Here is a 14575-nt window from a genome sequence, read left to right on the forward strand (position 1 = left end):
CCGCATCGTGCGAACCTCCGCCCGCCAACGCGTTGCAGGAGAGGCGGAATGGACCAGGATTTGCGGATGCTCGGGGGGCGGCGGATCGCCCGGGGCGGCAAGTCGATCTACGGCGCGCCGCTCGGCATCCTGATGCTGGAGGCGCGCTTCCCGCGCATCGCCGGCGACATGGGCAATGCCGAGACGTGGCCCTTCCCGGTCCTCCTTCACGTGGTGCGCGGGGCGAGCCCTGAGCGGATCGTCCTCAACAACCCGCTCGAGATGCTGCCCCAATTCATTGAGGCGGCGAAGGATCTCGTCGATCTCGGCGCCGAGGCGATCACCACCAATTGCGGCTTCCTCGCCCTGATGCAGGCCGAACTGTCGGCGGCGGTGGGCGTCCCCGTCGCGACCTCCTCGCTCATCCAGGTGCCCTGGGTGCAGGCGATCCTGCCGCCCGGCAAGCGCGTCGGCGTCGTCACCGTCTCGGCGAGCACGTTGACGCCGCGCCACTTCCAGTCGGTCGGCGCCCCGGTCGACACGCCGACCCGCGGCACCGAGAACGGGCGCGAATTCTTCCGCGTCATCATCAAGGGCGAGAAGGACACGCTCGACATCGACATGGCCGAGGCGGACATCGTGGAGGCCGGCCGCGCGCTGGTGGAGGCCAACCCCGACATCGGCGCGATCGTGCTCGAATGCACGAACATGCCGCCCTATGCCGCGGCGCTCCAGCAGGCGGTGGGGCTCCCCGTCTACGACATCTACTCGATGATCACCTGGTTCCACGCGGGACTGCGGCCCCGCGTTTTCTGACAGACTGAGGAGACAATGATGGTCTTGCAGCACACCCTGGCGCGCTCCGTTCTCGGCGGCATCGTCGCGGCGGCCTTCGGCCTCGTCCTCGCGCCCGCCGGCGCGCGGGCCGAAGGCTGCGGCGCGGACGCCAACCAGTCGCAGCTGAACATGTGTGCCGACAAGGCCTATGGCGCGGCCGACGCCGCGCTCAACACGCACTACGAGGCGATCCTCTCCCGCCTCGACGGCAACGACGCGGCGATCGATGCGCTGCGCGCGGCCCAGCGCGCCTGGATCACGTTCCGCGACGCGGAGTGCGCCTTCGCCGCCTCGGGCGTCGAGGGCGGGTCGGCCTACCCGATGGTGCTCGCCGGCTGCCTCGAGGACCTCACCGAGGCGCGGGTCGAGGCGCTGGAAGGCTTCCTCGCCTGCGAGGAGGGCGACATGAGCTGCCCGGTCCCGCCCCAATAGGGGCCTGCAACGCTAAATCGGTGGCCGCGCCGCCGAACTCGCCCTAGCCTCGTCGCTTCGCGGGGCGGAGAGCTAGGATGAGCGACGACTATCAAAATCGCAGCTACGGCGAGATTCCGGTCGGCTTCGGCGACAAGCCGGGCATCGTTGTCGTCGATTTCCAGGTCGGCTTCACCGACCCGCAATATCCCCTCGGCGGCGCGCCGCTGGTGATGCGCGCGCTGGAAAACACCGCGCGCCTCCTGGAGGTCGCACGCCGCTACGACGTGCCGGTCGCCTCCTGCTACACCTCGTACATGAACGAGCGGGAGATGCCCTACTGGAAGATCACCGCCGTGCGCGAGACCTTCCGGCACGACCACCCGAGCGTCGCCCTCGACCCGCGCATCTACGATCCGGACTACGACCTCGTCGTGTGCAAGAAGGGCCCGTCGATCTTCTTCAACACGGGCGTCGCCGACTATTTCGCCAAGGAGCGGGTCGACACGGTGATCGTGACGGGGTGCAACACGTCCGGCTGCATCCGCGCGAGCTCGATCGATTCCTTCAGCCACCGCTACCGCACGATCGTGCCGGAAGATTGCGTGGGCGACATCGAAGAGGGCCCGCACCACGACAACCTGCGCGACATCGGCCGCCGCTATGTGGACGTGTCGGATCTCGCGACGGTGCTGGACCAGATGGAGGCCTGGCGGCAGCGGAATGCGCATTGAGGGGAGGGGTCTCTTTTTTGATGAGGTCCCCGGCAATGGCGCCGCGCCCGAGCGACGATCAGGCCACGATGGGTGCGATCTAGCTGTTGGTGTCTTAACCTTGGGGCCGTGGCAGAGCGCGGTTGAGCAATTCCTTCAAAGGTTCGGGAAAACTGCCATGGCAAGCGTCCACATGTTGGATCGCGGTCTCGCCGTCGAAAAATTGATAGAACTCGTAGTGGTCTTGGAAGACCTCGATCTCAATCGGATTGTCTTTCAGATGCCACACAAGTTGGATCGTGGGCCAATAGCCGTATGAAACCACGCCGGGTGGCTCATATCGAGTTTGGCAAAAACGCACGAACGCTTTTGCGTTGTCGATGACACCTCGCGACAGTTCGGGATGCTTCGAGGCCAATCGATCAATCGCTGCCTCGGCTTCAATCCAGGTCGAGACAGACGGAGACGCGGACGGGTCGTCAGATCGGCTTGTCATCTCTCGTTTCGACCACCGGCGGCTCCGCTATTTCCAGCCCTCGCTCTATGCCGAATTTGGCGTGGCGTAAGGAGAAGGCCATGGCTTCGGCCGTCTAAGAGGGCAGGCGAAAGCAGCGTCGCCATGAAGCCCGAGACATTTCAGAATACTGGAAAGGCGTGCCGAATGCGGATGCTGTGTCGCGGCGAACGCGCAAGATCAATCCGAAGTCGGGTCGACTCGTTCACTTTGCTGGGAGTTCGCCAGAACCGGGACGGGTGGTGGAGCCAAGGGGAGTCGAACCCCTGACCTCTTGAATGCCATTCAAGCGCTCTCCCAACTGAGCTATGGCCCCCCGGTCGTTGCGCCGAGATAGAACCATCTTCGGCGAATTGCAAACCCTATGATCGCATTTCGTGGATTGCGTTGTGGGTGATCCACATCGGGCGGTGGATTTGGTGGCGCGCGGGCGCCTCGCGGGGCCCGAACGCTGGGGAAATGGTGCGCGGGCGCGGGGCGCGCGCGGCCGGCCGCGCGCCGTGACGCGGGGACGGAGCGACCCGCCCGCGACGCGACGACGCGGCAGCGTCGGGCCGGCCTCGACCCGGCCGGCAGGGACGGGGGCGGGACGGCGTGCGGGAGCGGCGGGACGGATCGCCGCCACGGCGCTCCCGGCGGCGGGACAGAGGCCCGGCCGCCGTCGGCTCAACCCGCTCCGAGGCGCTCAGCGCTCCTCGTCGTCCTCGTCCGGGCCGCGAACGACGTCGCTGACCTCGTCGTCGTCATCGTCGTCGATCAGCGCGTCGTCGTCGGAATCGACGTCGACATCCACGTCGTCGTCTTCATCGACGACGATGGTGTCATCGTCCTCGTCCTCGCTGTCGGACGAGGTTTCCGACTGCTCGGCGTCCTCGAGGGAGACGAGATCGACACCTTCCTCTTCGTCATCGGTGTCGGTGTCGTCCTCCTCGTCGTTCGCCGTCGCCGGTCGGACCGAGGAAATGACGCCCGTCGCGAAAATCGTGTTGCACTTCGGGCAGATGATGGGATCGCGGTTCAAGTCGTAGTACTTGGCGCCGCAATTGGGGCATAACCGCTTGAGACCGAGTTCGGGTTTCGCCACAGAGCGCTCCGTCAAACAAAAAAGGCGGGGTCGGATGGCACATTGCTGGTGCCACTGTAAAGCTGGTGTCAGCGGCGCAGCTCTTCTATGAGAGCACGCGCCGGTCAAGAAGGTTGTTCCATGTCAGAGACGCGTCAAGCCGCCACCGCCTCGCCGAGCGGGCCATTGACGGGACGAGTGCGTGTTCCGGGTGACAAGTCGATCTCCCATCGCGCGCTGATGCTCGGCGCGCTCGCGGTCGGCCGTTCGCGCGTGACGGGCCTCCTCACCGCCGAGGACGTGATGGCGACGGGCGCGGCGATGCGGGCGCTGGGGGCGACCATCACAACCGGGCCCGACGGGGCGGTCACGGTCGACGGCGTCGGCCTCGGCGCGCTCGCCGAGCCGGACCATGTGCTCGATTTCGGCAATGCCGGGACGGGATCGCGCCTCACGATGGGCATCGTCGGCGGCCATCCGATCGCGGCGACCTTCGTGGGCGACGCCTCGCTGTCGCGCCGTCCGATGGGGCGCGTCCTCAACCCGCTGCGCGAGATGGGCGTCGCCGTCATCGCCCGCGAGGGGGACCGCCTGCCCCTGACGATCAAGGGGCCGAAATCGCTGGCGCCGATCGTCTACCGCCTGCCGGTCGCCTCCGCGCAGGTGAAGTCGGCCGTGCTCTTCGCCGGCCTCAACGCGCCGGGCGAGACGTCCGTGATCGAGCCCGTGCCGACGCGCGACCACACCGAGCGGATGCTCACCGCGTTCGGCGCGAAGCTGCGGCGCGAGGCGGGGCCGGACGGCAACATCATCACCGTCGCGGGGCGCAACCCGCTCACCGCGTGCGATGTCATCGTGCCGGCGGACCCGAGCTCGGCGGCTTTCGCGATCGTGGCGGGCCTCATCGTTCCGGGGTCGGAGCTCGTCGTCGAGGACGTGATGCTGAACCCCTCGCGCACCGGCCTCATCACGACGCTGCAGGAGATGGGCGCCGATCTCGCGATCGAGAATGTGCGCAATGCCGGCGGCGAGGAGATCGGCGACATCCGCGTCGCGGCGAGCCGGCTGAAGGGCGTCACCGTTCCCGCTTCCCGCGCACCCTCGATGATCGACGAATATCCGGTCCTCTCGATCGCCGCCGCCTTCGCGGACGGGGCGACGCTGATGGAGGGGCTCGACGAATTGCGGGTGAAGGAGAGCGACCGCCTCGCGGCCGTCGCCGCCGGGCTCGCGGCGAACGGAATCGTGCACGAGACGGGGCCGGACTGGCTGCGCGTCGAGGGACGCGGCGGCAAGGTCGGCGGCGGGACGGTTCTGACCCACCTCGACCACCGCATCGCGATGAGCTTCCTCGTCCTCGGCCTCGCCGCCGACAAGGCGGTCACGGTCGACGATCACGCCACGATCCAGACGAGCTTCCCGAGCTTCATGCCCCTGATGCGCGGCCTTGGGGCCGAGATCGCGACGGAAGCCGCGTGATCATCGCAGTCGACGGGCCGGCCGCGTCCGGCAAGGGGACGCTGGCGAAGCGACTCGCGGCGCATTACGGCCTCTTCCATCTCGACACAGGCCGCACCTATCGCGCCGTCGCGGCGGCGATGTGCGACGCCGGCCACTCGCTCGACGACAGCGCGGCCGCCGTGGAAACCGCGCGCACGCTGGACTTTTCCGGCCTCGACGCGCCGCGCCTCGCCTCCTCCGCGGCGGGCGAGGGAGCCTCGCGCATCGCGGTGATGCCGGCGCTGCGGGCCGCCTTGGTGGAGCGCCAGCGCGCCTTCGCCCGCGCCGCCTCGGCGGACGGTCACGGCGCGGTGCTCGACGGGCGCGATATCGGCACGGTCGTCTTCCCGGACGCGACGGTGAAGCTCTTCATCACCGCCTCGCCGGCCGAGCGCGCGCGGCGCCGCGCGCTGGAGCTGTTCGGCGAGGAGGCGGGTCCCAATTTCGAGGCGATCCTCACCGATCTGCGCCGGCGCGACGAGCGCGACGAGGGGCGGGCCGCGAGCCCTTTGCGGCCGGCCTCCGATGCCTATATTTTAGACACCACCCAAATGTCCGCCGATGCTGCCTTTTTCGAGGCGACGAGGCTTGTGGACAAGGCGCTGAGGAATTAGGTTCCGCGCCACTAACGGGATCGGCTGGGCCGACCCCGCTTTCGGCGTATGAAACCGGCGCGCCCGGTGTCATTCCCAGACTTGGCGTATCAGCGTGACGGAATGCGGCGATCCGGCACGATGAGCGCACCCGAGTTCCACTCCAACCACGCCGCATGCGCTCGAATGAGCGCCCGTTTCGGAGAACGAATGTCTTTAACAACCCCAACCCGTGAAGATTTCGCGGCCCTGCTCGAAGCGTCCCTCAATCAGACCGAGATGGTCGAGGGGTCCGTGGTCAAAGGCACCGTGGTCGGTTTCGAGAAAGATCTGGCGGTCATCGATGTCGGCCTGAAGGTCGAGGGTCGCATTCCGCTGAAGGAATTCGGCGGTCGTCCCGGCGAAGAGAACATCGCCATCGGCGATGAGGTCGAGGTCTACCTTGAGCGCGTCGAGAATGCGCTCGGCGAGGCCGTGCTGTCGCGCGAAAAGGCGCGCCGCGAAGAGTCCTGGGTGCGCCTGGAGGCTGCGTTCGAGAAGAACGAGAAGGTCACCGGCAAGATCTTCAACCAGGTGAAGGGTGGCTTCACCGTCGATCTCGACGGCGCGGTGGCCTTCCTGCCCCGCTCGCAGGTCGACATTCGTCCGGTCCGCGACGTGTCCCCGCTGATGAACACGCCGCAGCCCTTCCAGATCCTCAAGATGGACAAGCGCCGCGGCAACATCGTCGTGTCGCGCCGCGTCGTTCTCGAGGAGACCCGCGCCGAGCAGCGTCACGAGATCGTGCAGTCCCTCGAGGAAGGCCAGATCATCGAGGGCGTGGTCAAGAACATCACCGACTATGGTGCGTTCGTCGACCTCGGCGGCATCGACGGCCTGCTGCACGTGACCGACATGGCCTGGCGCCGTGTCAATCACCCGACCGAGATCCTCTCGATCGGCCAGTCGGTGAAGGTGCAGGTCATCCGCGTCAACCAGGAGACGCACCGCATCTCCCTCGGTATGAAGCAGCTCCAGGCCGACCCGTGGGAAGGCATCGAGGCGAAGTACCCGATCGACGCCCGCTTCACCGGCCGCGTCACGAACATCACCGACTATGGTGCGTTCGTTGAGCTCGAGCCCGGCATCGAGGGTCTCATCCACGTCTCCGAGATGAGCTGGACGAAGAAGAACGTCCATCCGGGCAAGATCGTCGCCACTTCGCAGGAAGTGACCGTGATGATCCTCGAGGTCGACGCTGCGAAGCGCCGCATCTCGCTCGGCCTCAAGCAGGTCATGGACAACCCGTGGGAGGCCTTCCTCGAGGCCAATCCTCCGGGCTCCGTCGTCGAAGGCGAAGTCAAGAACAAGACCGAATTCGGCCTGTTCGTCGGCCTCGACAACGACATCGACGGCATGGTCCACCTCTCCGACCTCGACTGGAACCGTCCGGGCGAGGAAGTCATGGACGACTACAACAAGGGCGAGACGGTCCGCGCCGTCGTGCTCGAAGTCGACTCGGAGAAGGAGCGTATCTCGCTCGGCATCAAGCAGCTCTCGTCCGACCCGTTCACCGAGGCGGCAGACGGGGCCGAGGTGCGCCGTGGCGCGATCGTCACCTGCGAAGTGAAGGAAGTGAAGGAAGCGGGCCTCGAAGTCAGCATCGTCGGCACCGAGCTCTCCGCCTTCATCCGCCGCTCCGAGCTTGCGCGCGAGCGCAACGACCAGCGTCCGGACCGCTTCTCCGTGGGTGAAAAGTTCGACGCCCGCGTGACGCAGTTCGACCGCAAGGCGCGTCGCGTGGCCGTCTCCATCAAGGCGCTCGAGATCGCCGAAGAGAAGGAGGCCGTCGAGCAGTACGGTTCGTCCGACTCCGGCGCCTCGCTGGGCGACATCCTTGGTGCGGCGCTCCGCGCTCGCAACACCCAGGAATAAGGTTCGGGGCCTTCGGGCCTCGTCCGACCGAGACGGGAAAAGGCGCCTTCGGGCGCCTTTTTTCATGCCCGAGAGGCGCCGCGAGGGGCTTTACGGAGGCCATCCGGCCGGGTCGCGCAAAACCCCAGCATTTCCGGGGGTTTTCGGTGCGAACGAGCGCGCACGCGCGGCGTGCGGCAATCGGACCGCCATAGAAATGATATGAAATCTTGCGCCGAACGGGAACGATTTGCCCGCCGGGACGCTTGTCCTCATCGCCACGTTACAAGCGGCTGGATGGGGTGCTTATGCCAATCGAAAATGGATCACCGCGTCACTTCGTCAAGGCGGCCATGGCGGCGCCCTATCTGGAGAGAGAGGAAGAACACCTGCTCGCGCTGCAATGGCGCGATGACCGGGACGAGAAGGCGCTCGCGAAGCTCGCCGCTTCGCACATGCGTCTCGTGATTTCCATCGCCTCCCGGTTCCGCCATTTCGGGCTGCCGATGGGTGACCTGATCCAGGAAGGCCATGTCGGCCTTCTCGAAGCGGCGGCGCGGTTCGAGCCGGAGCGCAATGTGCGCTTCTCGACCTACGCCACCTGGTGGATCCGTGCCTCGATCCAGGACTACATCCTGCGGAACTGGTCGATCGTGCGCGGCGGCACCTCGTCGACGCAGAAGGCGCTCTTCTTCAACCTGCGTCGCCTGCGCTCCAAGATGGCCCGCAACGGGTCGGGCGCGCCGGATGCGGCGATGTACGAGGAGATCGCGGCGGCGATCGGCGTCTCCAAGGCGGACGTCGAACTGATGAACGCGCGCCTCTCCGCGCCGGACGCCTCGCTGAACGCGCCGGTGATCGAGAGCGACTCCAGCGCGGCGGACCGGCAGGACTTCATCCCCTGCACGCAGCCTTTGCAGGACCAGACGGTGTCGGAGACGATCGACACCGACCGCCGGTCCCGCTGGCTCCACACCGCGCTCAACGAGCTGAACGAGCGCGAGCTGCGCATCGTGCGCGAGCGGCGCCTGTCGGAGGATGGGGCGACCCTCGAATCCCTCGGCGAGAAGCTCGGGATCTCGAAGGAGCGGGTGCGCCAGATCGAGAGCCGCGCGCTCCAGAAGCTCCGCTCCGCGCTGCTGCGCGACCACGAGCGCGCGGTCTTCGTGAACTGACGCGGGGTAGGGGACCCGCTCCGGCCGGAGCGGGGCTCACGAAAAAGAGCCGGCGGGATCACCGCCGGCTCTTTTTGTTCAGAAGAGGACGCCCTGCTTGTCGTCGGCCGGCTTCGACCGGCGCACGCTGCGCACGGCGGACTTCGCGGTCCGCGGCGTGCCGGACGCCTCCACCACCGAGACGCGCCCGTCGGCGAACTGGAGCTGCAGCGCCTCGCCCTTGTCGACGGAGGCGGCGGTGCGCACCGGCGTGTCGTCGCCCCGGCGCACCAGCGCGAAGCCGCGCGCGAGCACCCCCTGATAGGAGACGGCGGTGAGGAGCTTCGCCGCGCTCGCGAGCCGGGTCGAGGCCGCGCGCACCACCGCCGCCGCCGCACGGTCGCGCCGGGCGAGGAGGCGGCCGAGATCGGCCTCCGATTCGGAGAGGCGCCGCACGAGGAGGGCCGGCTGGAGCCGCGCTGCCGCACGGCCGGCGGCGGCCCTGCGGTCGAGAAGGGTGGCGTCCGCCGCGCGCGAGAGGCGGCGCGCCGTGTGGGTCAGCGTATCGCGCGACTGGACGATCGGGCGCGCGGCAGTGTGAGGCGACAATCGCGAGGCGGTCGCGAGATAGCGCCGCCGCGCCTCCGCAGTCGCCTTGAAGAGCGCGCCCGCCAGCTTGTCGGCCGACATGTCGAGCCGCTGGCGCGGGGTCTGGAGGAGGGCGGGGCCGACGGGGAGGCCGCGCGCGAGGAGACGCAGATCCGCGCCGCGCTTGTGGAGGAAGGTCGCCATCGCAACGTCGAGCCGGCGCGATCGGTCGGCGAGCGTCGCAAGACACTCGGCCCGGACCGGGACGACGCGCTCGGCCGCGCCCGTCGGCGTCGGGGCGCGATGGTCGGCCGCGTGGTCGATCAGCGTCCAGTCCGTCTCGTGGCCGACGGCGGAGACGACCGGGATCGGCGAGGCGGCGACCGCGCGCACGACGGCCTCGTCATTGTAGCCCCACAGATCCTCGACGCTGCCGCCGCCGCGCGCGACGATGATGACGTCGGGCCGCGGGCCGCCATAGTCGCCGGCAAAGCCCTTCACGGCGGCCGCGACCTCCGCCCCCGACGTCTCGCCCTGGACGCGCACGGGCCAGACGACGACGTGGGAGGGGAAGCGGTCGGCAACGCGGTGGAGAATGTCGCGGATGACGGCGCCGGTCGGCGAGGTGACGACGCCGATGACGCGCGGCAGGCTCGGCAGCGCCCGCTTGCGCGCCTCGTCGAACAGCCCCTCGGCGGCGAGCTTCTTGCGCCGCTCCTCGAGGAGCTTCATCAGCGCGCCGATGCCGGCCGGCTCGAGCTGGTCGACGACGAGCTGGTAGGAGGACTTCTTCGCGAAGGTCGTGAGCCGCCCGGAGGCGATGACCTCGAGCCCCTCCTCGGGCTTCACGCCGAGTCGGGCATAGGAGCCGCGCCAGACGACCGCGTCGATATTGGCCTCGGCGTCCTTCAGCGAGAAATAGCAGTGGCCGGAGGAGTGGCGGCCGCGAAAGCCGGAGATCTCGCCGCGCACGCGCACGTGGCCGAAGCCGTCCTCCACGGTGCGCTTCACCGCGCGCGACAGCTCCGAGACGGTGAACTCGGCGGCGTTGGAGCGCGGAAGGTCCGCCTCCTCGTCCATGGCGAAGGGGTGGCTCATTCCTCTACAATAGGCATTCGTCCCTTCCTCTGGAACACTCCTCCCGTGTCCGATTTCAACGCTCCACGCCTCTTCGTCGACGACGATCTCCCCGGATCGATCACCTTCGACGCCCGCCAGACCAACTATCTGCGCAACGTCATGCGCCTGAAGCCCGGTGATTCGATCATCGTCTTCAACGGGCGCGACGGCGAATATCGCGCGACGATCGACGAGCTCGGCAAGAAGGCGGGCGAGGCGGTGGCCTCGGAGAAGCTGCGCGCGCAGACCAGGCGCCCGTCCCTCTGGTACGCCTTCGCCCCGCTGAAGCAGGCCCGGCTCGACTATATGGTCGAGAAGGCGGCGGAGATGGGAGCGGGACGCCTCGTCCCGGTGCTGACCCAGCACGGCCAGGTCCGCCGCATCAACCGCGAGCGCCTCACCGCGAACATCGTGGAGGCGTGCGAGCAGTGCGGCATCCTCTCGGTGCCGGACATCGTGGAGCCGGTGCCGCTCGCCGACTTCCTCGGCAGCCTCGACGGGCGTTCGCTGGTGGTCGCCGACGAGGCGCTTGCCGGGGAGGAGGGGGACGCGATCGCGACGATTCGCGCCGCAGGGGCCCCGCTCGCGGTGCTCGTCGGGCCGGAGGGCGGGTTCAGCGCGGAGGAGCGGGCGCTCTTCACCCCGCGCGCGAGCCGCGTCTCGCTCGGGCCGCGCGTGCTGCGGGCCGACACCGCCGCCGTCGCGCTTCTCGCCCTCGTCGAGGCGGCCTTCCCGAGCAAGTAGAAGTCAGTCGCCCTTGCCGAGGCTGCGGATCGTCTGCTGTGACGGCCACTGGTCGACCGGCACGTCCTTGTACTGGCTGTCGGTCGTGTTGCATGCGGCAAGGGCGAATCCGAAGAGCATCAGCGCCGCCGGGCCCGCCCATCTGCGCGAAAGAATGTTCATCGCCAACCTCATTGTGTGCGGCGTCCGCTGCCCACAATTTGCGCCCCGATCGCCGATGCGCCAATGGATCGGATCGTCGCTCATCACAACGTGAAAAGATTGCAATCGCGTGTCATGACACATGATTGCGTCTCGTGCGGTGTCCGCCTATGGTCCGCCGCTCAAAGCGAGGAGCCTATGGCGCGCGATACTCTGGACGAGACGCCGATCGAAGGACGGGACGAGCTCGTGGAACATCTCCGCAAAGGAGAGAAGCCGGCCGATCAATTCCGGATCGGGACCGAGCACGAGAAATTTCCGTTCCGCTTCGCGGACCTCTCGCCGGTCCCGTACGAGGGGCCGGACGGCATCGGCGCGATTCTGTCGGAGTTGCAGGCGCTGAGCGGGTGGGACGTGATCGCTGAGCGCGGCAACGTGATCGGGCTCGCCGATCCGGCCGGCGGCGGGGCGATCAGCCTGGAGCCGGGCGGGCAGTTCGAACTGTCGGGCGCGCCGCTCGAGACGCTGCACCAGACGTGCGTCGAGGCGAACGGCCATCTCGCCCAGGTGCGCGAGATCGCGAAGTCGCTCGGACTCGGCTTCCTCGGCCTCGGCGTCGCGCCGACCTGGTCGCGCGACGAGATGCCGATCATGCCGAAGCAGCGCTATGGCATCATGACGCGCTACATGCCGAAGGTCGGCACGCGCGGCCTCGACATGATGTACCGCACGACCACCATCCAGGTGAATCTCGATTTCTCGGACGAGGCGGACATGGTGCGCAAGATGCGCGTCGGCCTCGCCCTCCAGCCGATCGCGACGGCGCTCTTCGCGAACTCCCCCTTCATCGACGGCAAGGCGAATGGGCTCCGCTCCAACCGCGCCGCGATCTGGCACGATGTCGACCTCGCCCGCTCCGGGCCGATCCCCTTCGCGTTCGAGGACGGGTTCGGCTACGAGCGCTACACCGACTGGGCGATCGACGTGCCGATGTATTTCGTGAAGCGGGGCGACGAATATATCGACGCCACGGGCTTCACCTTCGGTGACTTCATGGCCGGCCGCTTCGCGCCGCTTCCCGGCGAGCGGCCGAACATGGGCGACTGGGTGAACCATCTGTCGACCCTCTTCCCCGAGGTGCGGCTGAAGCGCTTCCTCGAGATGCGCGGCGCGGATGGCGGGCCGTGGAACCGCATCTGCGCGCTTCCGGCGCTCTGGGTCGGCCTCCTCTACGACACGGGCGTGCTTGCCCAGGCCGAGGCGCTGATCGGCGAGTTCTCCGCCGAGGACCGGCGTCACATGTGGCTGACGGTGCCGAAGGAAGGGCTTTCCGCCACGGTGGGCAACCGCACCGTCGCCGCGATCGCGCGCGATGTGGTGGCGCTCGCCTCCGAGGGGCTGAAGCGGCGGGCGAAGCCCGGCAGCGACGCGCCCGACGAGCGCGGCTTCCTCACGCCCCTCGAAGACGCCGCCCATTCCGGCCGCTCCCCCGCGGACGAGCTGATCGCGGCCTATAACGGCCCGTGGAAGGGCGACCTCACCAAGGTGTTCGAGACGAACGCGTTCTAAGGTGAACTGCGCCGCGCCCCGCCGAGGCGGGGCCGGCGCGACGGCTCAGGCGCCGCCGTTGGGCGGGCTCGCGGCGCGGGCGGCCTTGAAGGCGCGGATCTTGTCGGCGAGCGTCGGCTCGGCGGAGATGTCGGGCTCGGCCTCCTCGACGCCGGAATCGGCGACGAAGCGGTCGGCGAGCGTCTTCAGCTTCTCCTTCAGCGCGGCGATCTCGTCCTGGCCGATCTGCGCGGTGGCGTCCGCGGCGGCCTTGAGGCGCATGTTCTCGGCCTCAAGGGCCTCCATCGCCTCGCGCGTCGCGGTCAGCTCCTGCGTCGCCTTCTCCAGCGCGGACGCGCCTTCCTCGCCCTGCGCGGCCGCGTCGCCGCTCGCCGCCACCCGCAGCGCCTCCAATTCGTCGAGGAGGGAGCCGTTCTCGTTGCGCACCTGGTCGAGCTTGTGCTGGAGCCGCTCGATCCGCGCGTCGGAGGCCGCGGCGGTCGCCTCGGCGAGCGCCGCCTGCGCCTCCTCGGAGAGGGTGAAGCCTTCGCCATCGGCCCCGCCGGCGGACGCGGCGGCGGTGAGGGCGGTCACGCTCTCCTCCGCCATCTCGGCCCGGCGCTGCGCCTCGCGAAGCTGCGTGTGCTGGTCGCGAAGGCGCGCCTCCAGCTCGTAGATCTTCTGGAGGCGCAGCTCGAGCAGCGCCTCGCGCTTCTCGATCTCCACCTTGCTGTCCCGCTCGGCCTTCTCGACGCTCGCGATGCGGCTCTGCAGCCCGTCGCGGTCATAGGCGAGGCGGGAGAGGCTCTCGTTCGCGTTGGCGACGCGGCCCTCGGCCTCGCGCAGGAGGCCGGAGAGCCGGTCGACTTCCCCGGTGTCCACAGCCTTCGGCGCGTCCTGGCCGACGCCGACGGCCGCGCGCAGCTCGGCGATGGTGGAATCGCGCTCGCGCACCGTGCGGCGCAGCAGCGCCTCGCGCTCGGTGAGGTTCGCGAGTTTCTTGGACAGCTCCGCATTCTCGGCCTGGTCGGAGGCGTCGGTGCCGGCCTTCGCGCGCAGCGCCTCGATCTCGCGGCGCAGCTCCGTCACCGACGTGCCGAGCCGGGCGGCCTCCTCGCGGGCGGTATCGCGCTCGCGCGTCAGCGTGTCGACGGCGCCGCCCTGGTTGGTCCGGTCGGCCGTCGCGCGCGAGAGCTTCGCGATCGTCTCCTGCAACTCGTTGCGCAGGTTCGAGATGATCTCGGACTGGCGCGAGACCTCGCTGCGCGCCCGGTCGCGGTCGGAGGTGAGCTGCGGCACCTGGTGGACGCGCTCCAGAAGCTCCTCCCGCTCCAGCGAGAGGCTTTCGACGCGACTCCTGAGGTTGGCGGCGTCGGTCTCGTGCTTGGTGATCTCGCCGCGCGCCTCGGCGAGGGTGCGGTCCATCGCCTTCAGCTTCAATTCGGCGTCGAGGTTCGCCTGCACGCGCTTCTGCGTGTCGGCGAGCTTGCCCTCCAGCGTCGCGATCTCGACCGCGTGGTTGGCCCGCAGCGTGTCGCGCTCGGCCTGGACGGCGGCGATGATCTGCGCCGTGTCGCGCGGCTTGCCGCTGCGCCCGCCCCGGCGGCCCGCCTTGTCCGTGGTGCGCGGCTTCGCGATCATCCCCCGCAGCAGCGAGACGACGAGCACGAGGCCGGCGAGGACCAGGGCGACGACGACAGGAAGGCTGAGCGTATCGGGCAGGGTCATGGCACCGGCTTCGGTTGGCTTTGCGGGAACGGGGCGCCGCACGCCCCGAT

General features: G+C 68.6%; 14 protein-coding genes and 1 tRNA gene. 9 read left to right on the forward strand and 6 right to left on the reverse strand.

Translation table 11 applies throughout. The annotated features are described in order from the left end of the window. The first annotated feature begins 48 nt into the window (after positions 1-48). The 3 genes from DBV35_RS01960 to DBV35_RS01970 all read left to right on the forward strand — a co-directional run bounded on the left by DBV35_RS01960 (position 49) and on the right by DBV35_RS01970 (position 1961). A complete protein-coding gene (locus tag DBV35_RS01960) occupies positions 49-795 on the forward strand; it encodes an aspartate/glutamate racemase family protein (protein ID WP_245943810.1) in 747 nt (248 codons plus the stop codon). 18 nt (positions 796-813) lie between these two features. After that, positions 814-1248: a lysozyme inhibitor LprI family protein gene (locus tag DBV35_RS01965; protein WP_108660502.1), complete on the forward strand. Its 435-nt coding sequence runs from the start codon at positions 814-816 to the stop codon at positions 1246-1248. 77 nt (positions 1249-1325) lie between these two features. Next, complete coding sequence (locus DBV35_RS01970) at positions 1326-1961, forward strand: isochorismatase family protein (RefSeq protein ID WP_108658572.1); 636 nt, start codon at positions 1326-1328, stop codon at positions 1959-1961. A gap of 94 nt (positions 1962-2055) precedes the next feature. Here DBV35_RS01970 and DBV35_RS30100 read toward each other — a convergent pair whose 3' ends face one another. The 3 genes from DBV35_RS30100 to DBV35_RS01980 form a co-directional block, all read right to left on the reverse strand. After that, on the reverse strand, positions 2056-2436 hold the full coding sequence (locus tag DBV35_RS30100; RefSeq protein ID WP_157961539.1) for a hypothetical protein: 381 nt from the start codon (positions 2434-2436) through the stop codon (positions 2056-2058). Between the two features lie 258 nt (positions 2437-2694). Next, positions 2695-2770, reverse strand: a tRNA-Ala gene (locus DBV35_RS01975). 369 nt (positions 2771-3139) lie between these two features. Then, positions 3140-3538: a TIGR02300 family protein gene (locus DBV35_RS01980; RefSeq protein ID WP_108658573.1), complete on the reverse strand. Its 399-nt coding sequence runs from the start codon at positions 3536-3538 to the stop codon at positions 3140-3142. Positions 3539-3658: 120 nt separating this feature from the next. On the opposite strand from DBV35_RS01980, the gene aroA reads away from it, so the two are divergent. The 4 genes from aroA (at position 3659) to DBV35_RS02000 (ending at position 8678) form a co-directional block, all read left to right on the forward strand. Then, positions 3659-4996 (forward strand): 3-phosphoshikimate 1-carboxyvinyltransferase, encoded by a 1338-nt coding sequence (gene aroA, locus DBV35_RS01985; protein WP_108658574.1) that lies wholly within the window; start codon positions 3659-3661, stop codon positions 4994-4996. Continuing rightward, positions 4993-5631: a (d)CMP kinase gene (gene cmk / locus DBV35_RS01990; protein ID WP_108658575.1), complete on the forward strand. Its 639-nt coding sequence runs from the start codon at positions 4993-4995 to the stop codon at positions 5629-5631. The genes aroA and cmk overlap by 4 nt, the downstream gene beginning before the upstream one ends. A 189-nt stretch (positions 5632-5820) precedes the next feature. After that, complete coding sequence (rpsA, locus tag DBV35_RS01995) at positions 5821-7524, forward strand: 30S ribosomal protein S1 (protein ID WP_108658576.1); 1704 nt, start codon at positions 5821-5823, stop codon at positions 7522-7524. Positions 7525-7811: 287 nt separating this feature from the next. Continuing rightward, positions 7812-8678, forward strand: a complete 867-nt coding sequence (locus DBV35_RS02000) for an RNA polymerase factor sigma-32 (RefSeq protein WP_108658577.1) — start codon at positions 7812-7814, stop codon at positions 8676-8678. Positions 8679-8756: 78 nt separating this feature from the next. Here DBV35_RS02000 and xseA read toward each other — a convergent pair whose 3' ends face one another. Then, entirely contained in the window at positions 8757-10325 is a 1569-nt protein-coding gene (xseA, locus tag DBV35_RS02005; protein ID WP_108660503.1) for an exodeoxyribonuclease VII large subunit, read from the reverse strand. Between the two features lie 63 nt (positions 10326-10388). On the opposite strand from xseA, the gene DBV35_RS02010 reads away from it, so the two are divergent. Beyond that, entirely contained in the window at positions 10389-11108 is a 720-nt protein-coding gene (locus DBV35_RS02010) for a 16S rRNA (uracil(1498)-N(3))-methyltransferase (protein ID WP_108658578.1), read from the forward strand. 3 nt (positions 11109-11111) lie between these two features. Here DBV35_RS02010 and DBV35_RS30105 read toward each other — a convergent pair whose 3' ends face one another. After that, positions 11112-11270 (reverse strand): hypothetical protein, encoded by a 159-nt coding sequence (locus DBV35_RS30105; protein ID WP_157961540.1) that lies wholly within the window; start codon positions 11268-11270, stop codon positions 11112-11114. Between the two features lie 177 nt (positions 11271-11447). On the opposite strand from DBV35_RS30105, the gene DBV35_RS02015 reads away from it, so the two are divergent. Continuing rightward, positions 11448-12818 (forward strand): glutamate--cysteine ligase, encoded by a 1371-nt coding sequence (locus DBV35_RS02015; RefSeq protein WP_108658579.1) that lies wholly within the window; start codon positions 11448-11450, stop codon positions 12816-12818. A 45-nt stretch (positions 12819-12863) separates the two neighbouring features. On the opposite strand, the gene DBV35_RS30110 is transcribed toward DBV35_RS02015, so the two are convergent. Next, positions 12864-14525 (reverse strand): hypothetical protein, encoded by a 1662-nt coding sequence (locus DBV35_RS30110; protein WP_157961541.1) that lies wholly within the window; start codon positions 14523-14525, stop codon positions 12864-12866. Positions 14526-14575: the final 50 nt, after the last annotated feature.

It is taken from the genome of Acuticoccus kandeliae (genome assembly GCF_003073115.1).

Coding starts and splice junctions, on each gene's coding strand:
- DBV35_RS02015 (WP_108658579.1), top strand. CDS start 11,448: ATGGCGCGCGATACTCTGGACGAGACGCCGATCGAAGGACGGGACGAG.
- DBV35_RS01970 (WP_108658572.1), top strand. CDS start 1,326: ATGAGCGACGACTATCAAAATCGCAGCTACGGCGAGATTCCGGTCGGC.
- xseA (WP_108660503.1), bottom strand. CDS start 10,325: ATGGACGAGGAGGCGGACCTTCCGCGCTCCAACGCCGCCGAGTTCACC.
- DBV35_RS30100 (WP_157961539.1), bottom strand. CDS start 2,436: ATGACAAGCCGATCTGACGACCCGTCCGCGTCTCCGTCTGTCTCGACC.
- DBV35_RS01965 (WP_108660502.1), top strand. CDS start 814: ATGGTCTTGCAGCACACCCTGGCGCGCTCCGTTCTCGGCGGCATCGTC.
- aroA (WP_108658574.1), top strand. CDS start 3,659: ATGTCAGAGACGCGTCAAGCCGCCACCGCCTCGCCGAGCGGGCCATTG.
- DBV35_RS30110 (WP_157961541.1), bottom strand. CDS start 14,525: ATGACCCTGCCCGATACGCTCAGCCTTCCTGTCGTCGTCGCCCTGGTC.
- DBV35_RS30105 (WP_157961540.1), bottom strand. CDS start 11,270: ATGAACATTCTTTCGCGCAGATGGGCGGGCCCGGCGGCGCTGATGCTC.
- rpsA (WP_108658576.1), top strand. CDS start 5,821: ATGTCTTTAACAACCCCAACCCGTGAAGATTTCGCGGCCCTGCTCGAA.
- DBV35_RS02000 (WP_108658577.1), top strand. CDS start 7,812: ATGCCAATCGAAAATGGATCACCGCGTCACTTCGTCAAGGCGGCCATG.
- DBV35_RS01960 (WP_245943810.1), top strand. CDS start 49: ATGGACCAGGATTTGCGGATGCTCGGGGGGCGGCGGATCGCCCGGGGC.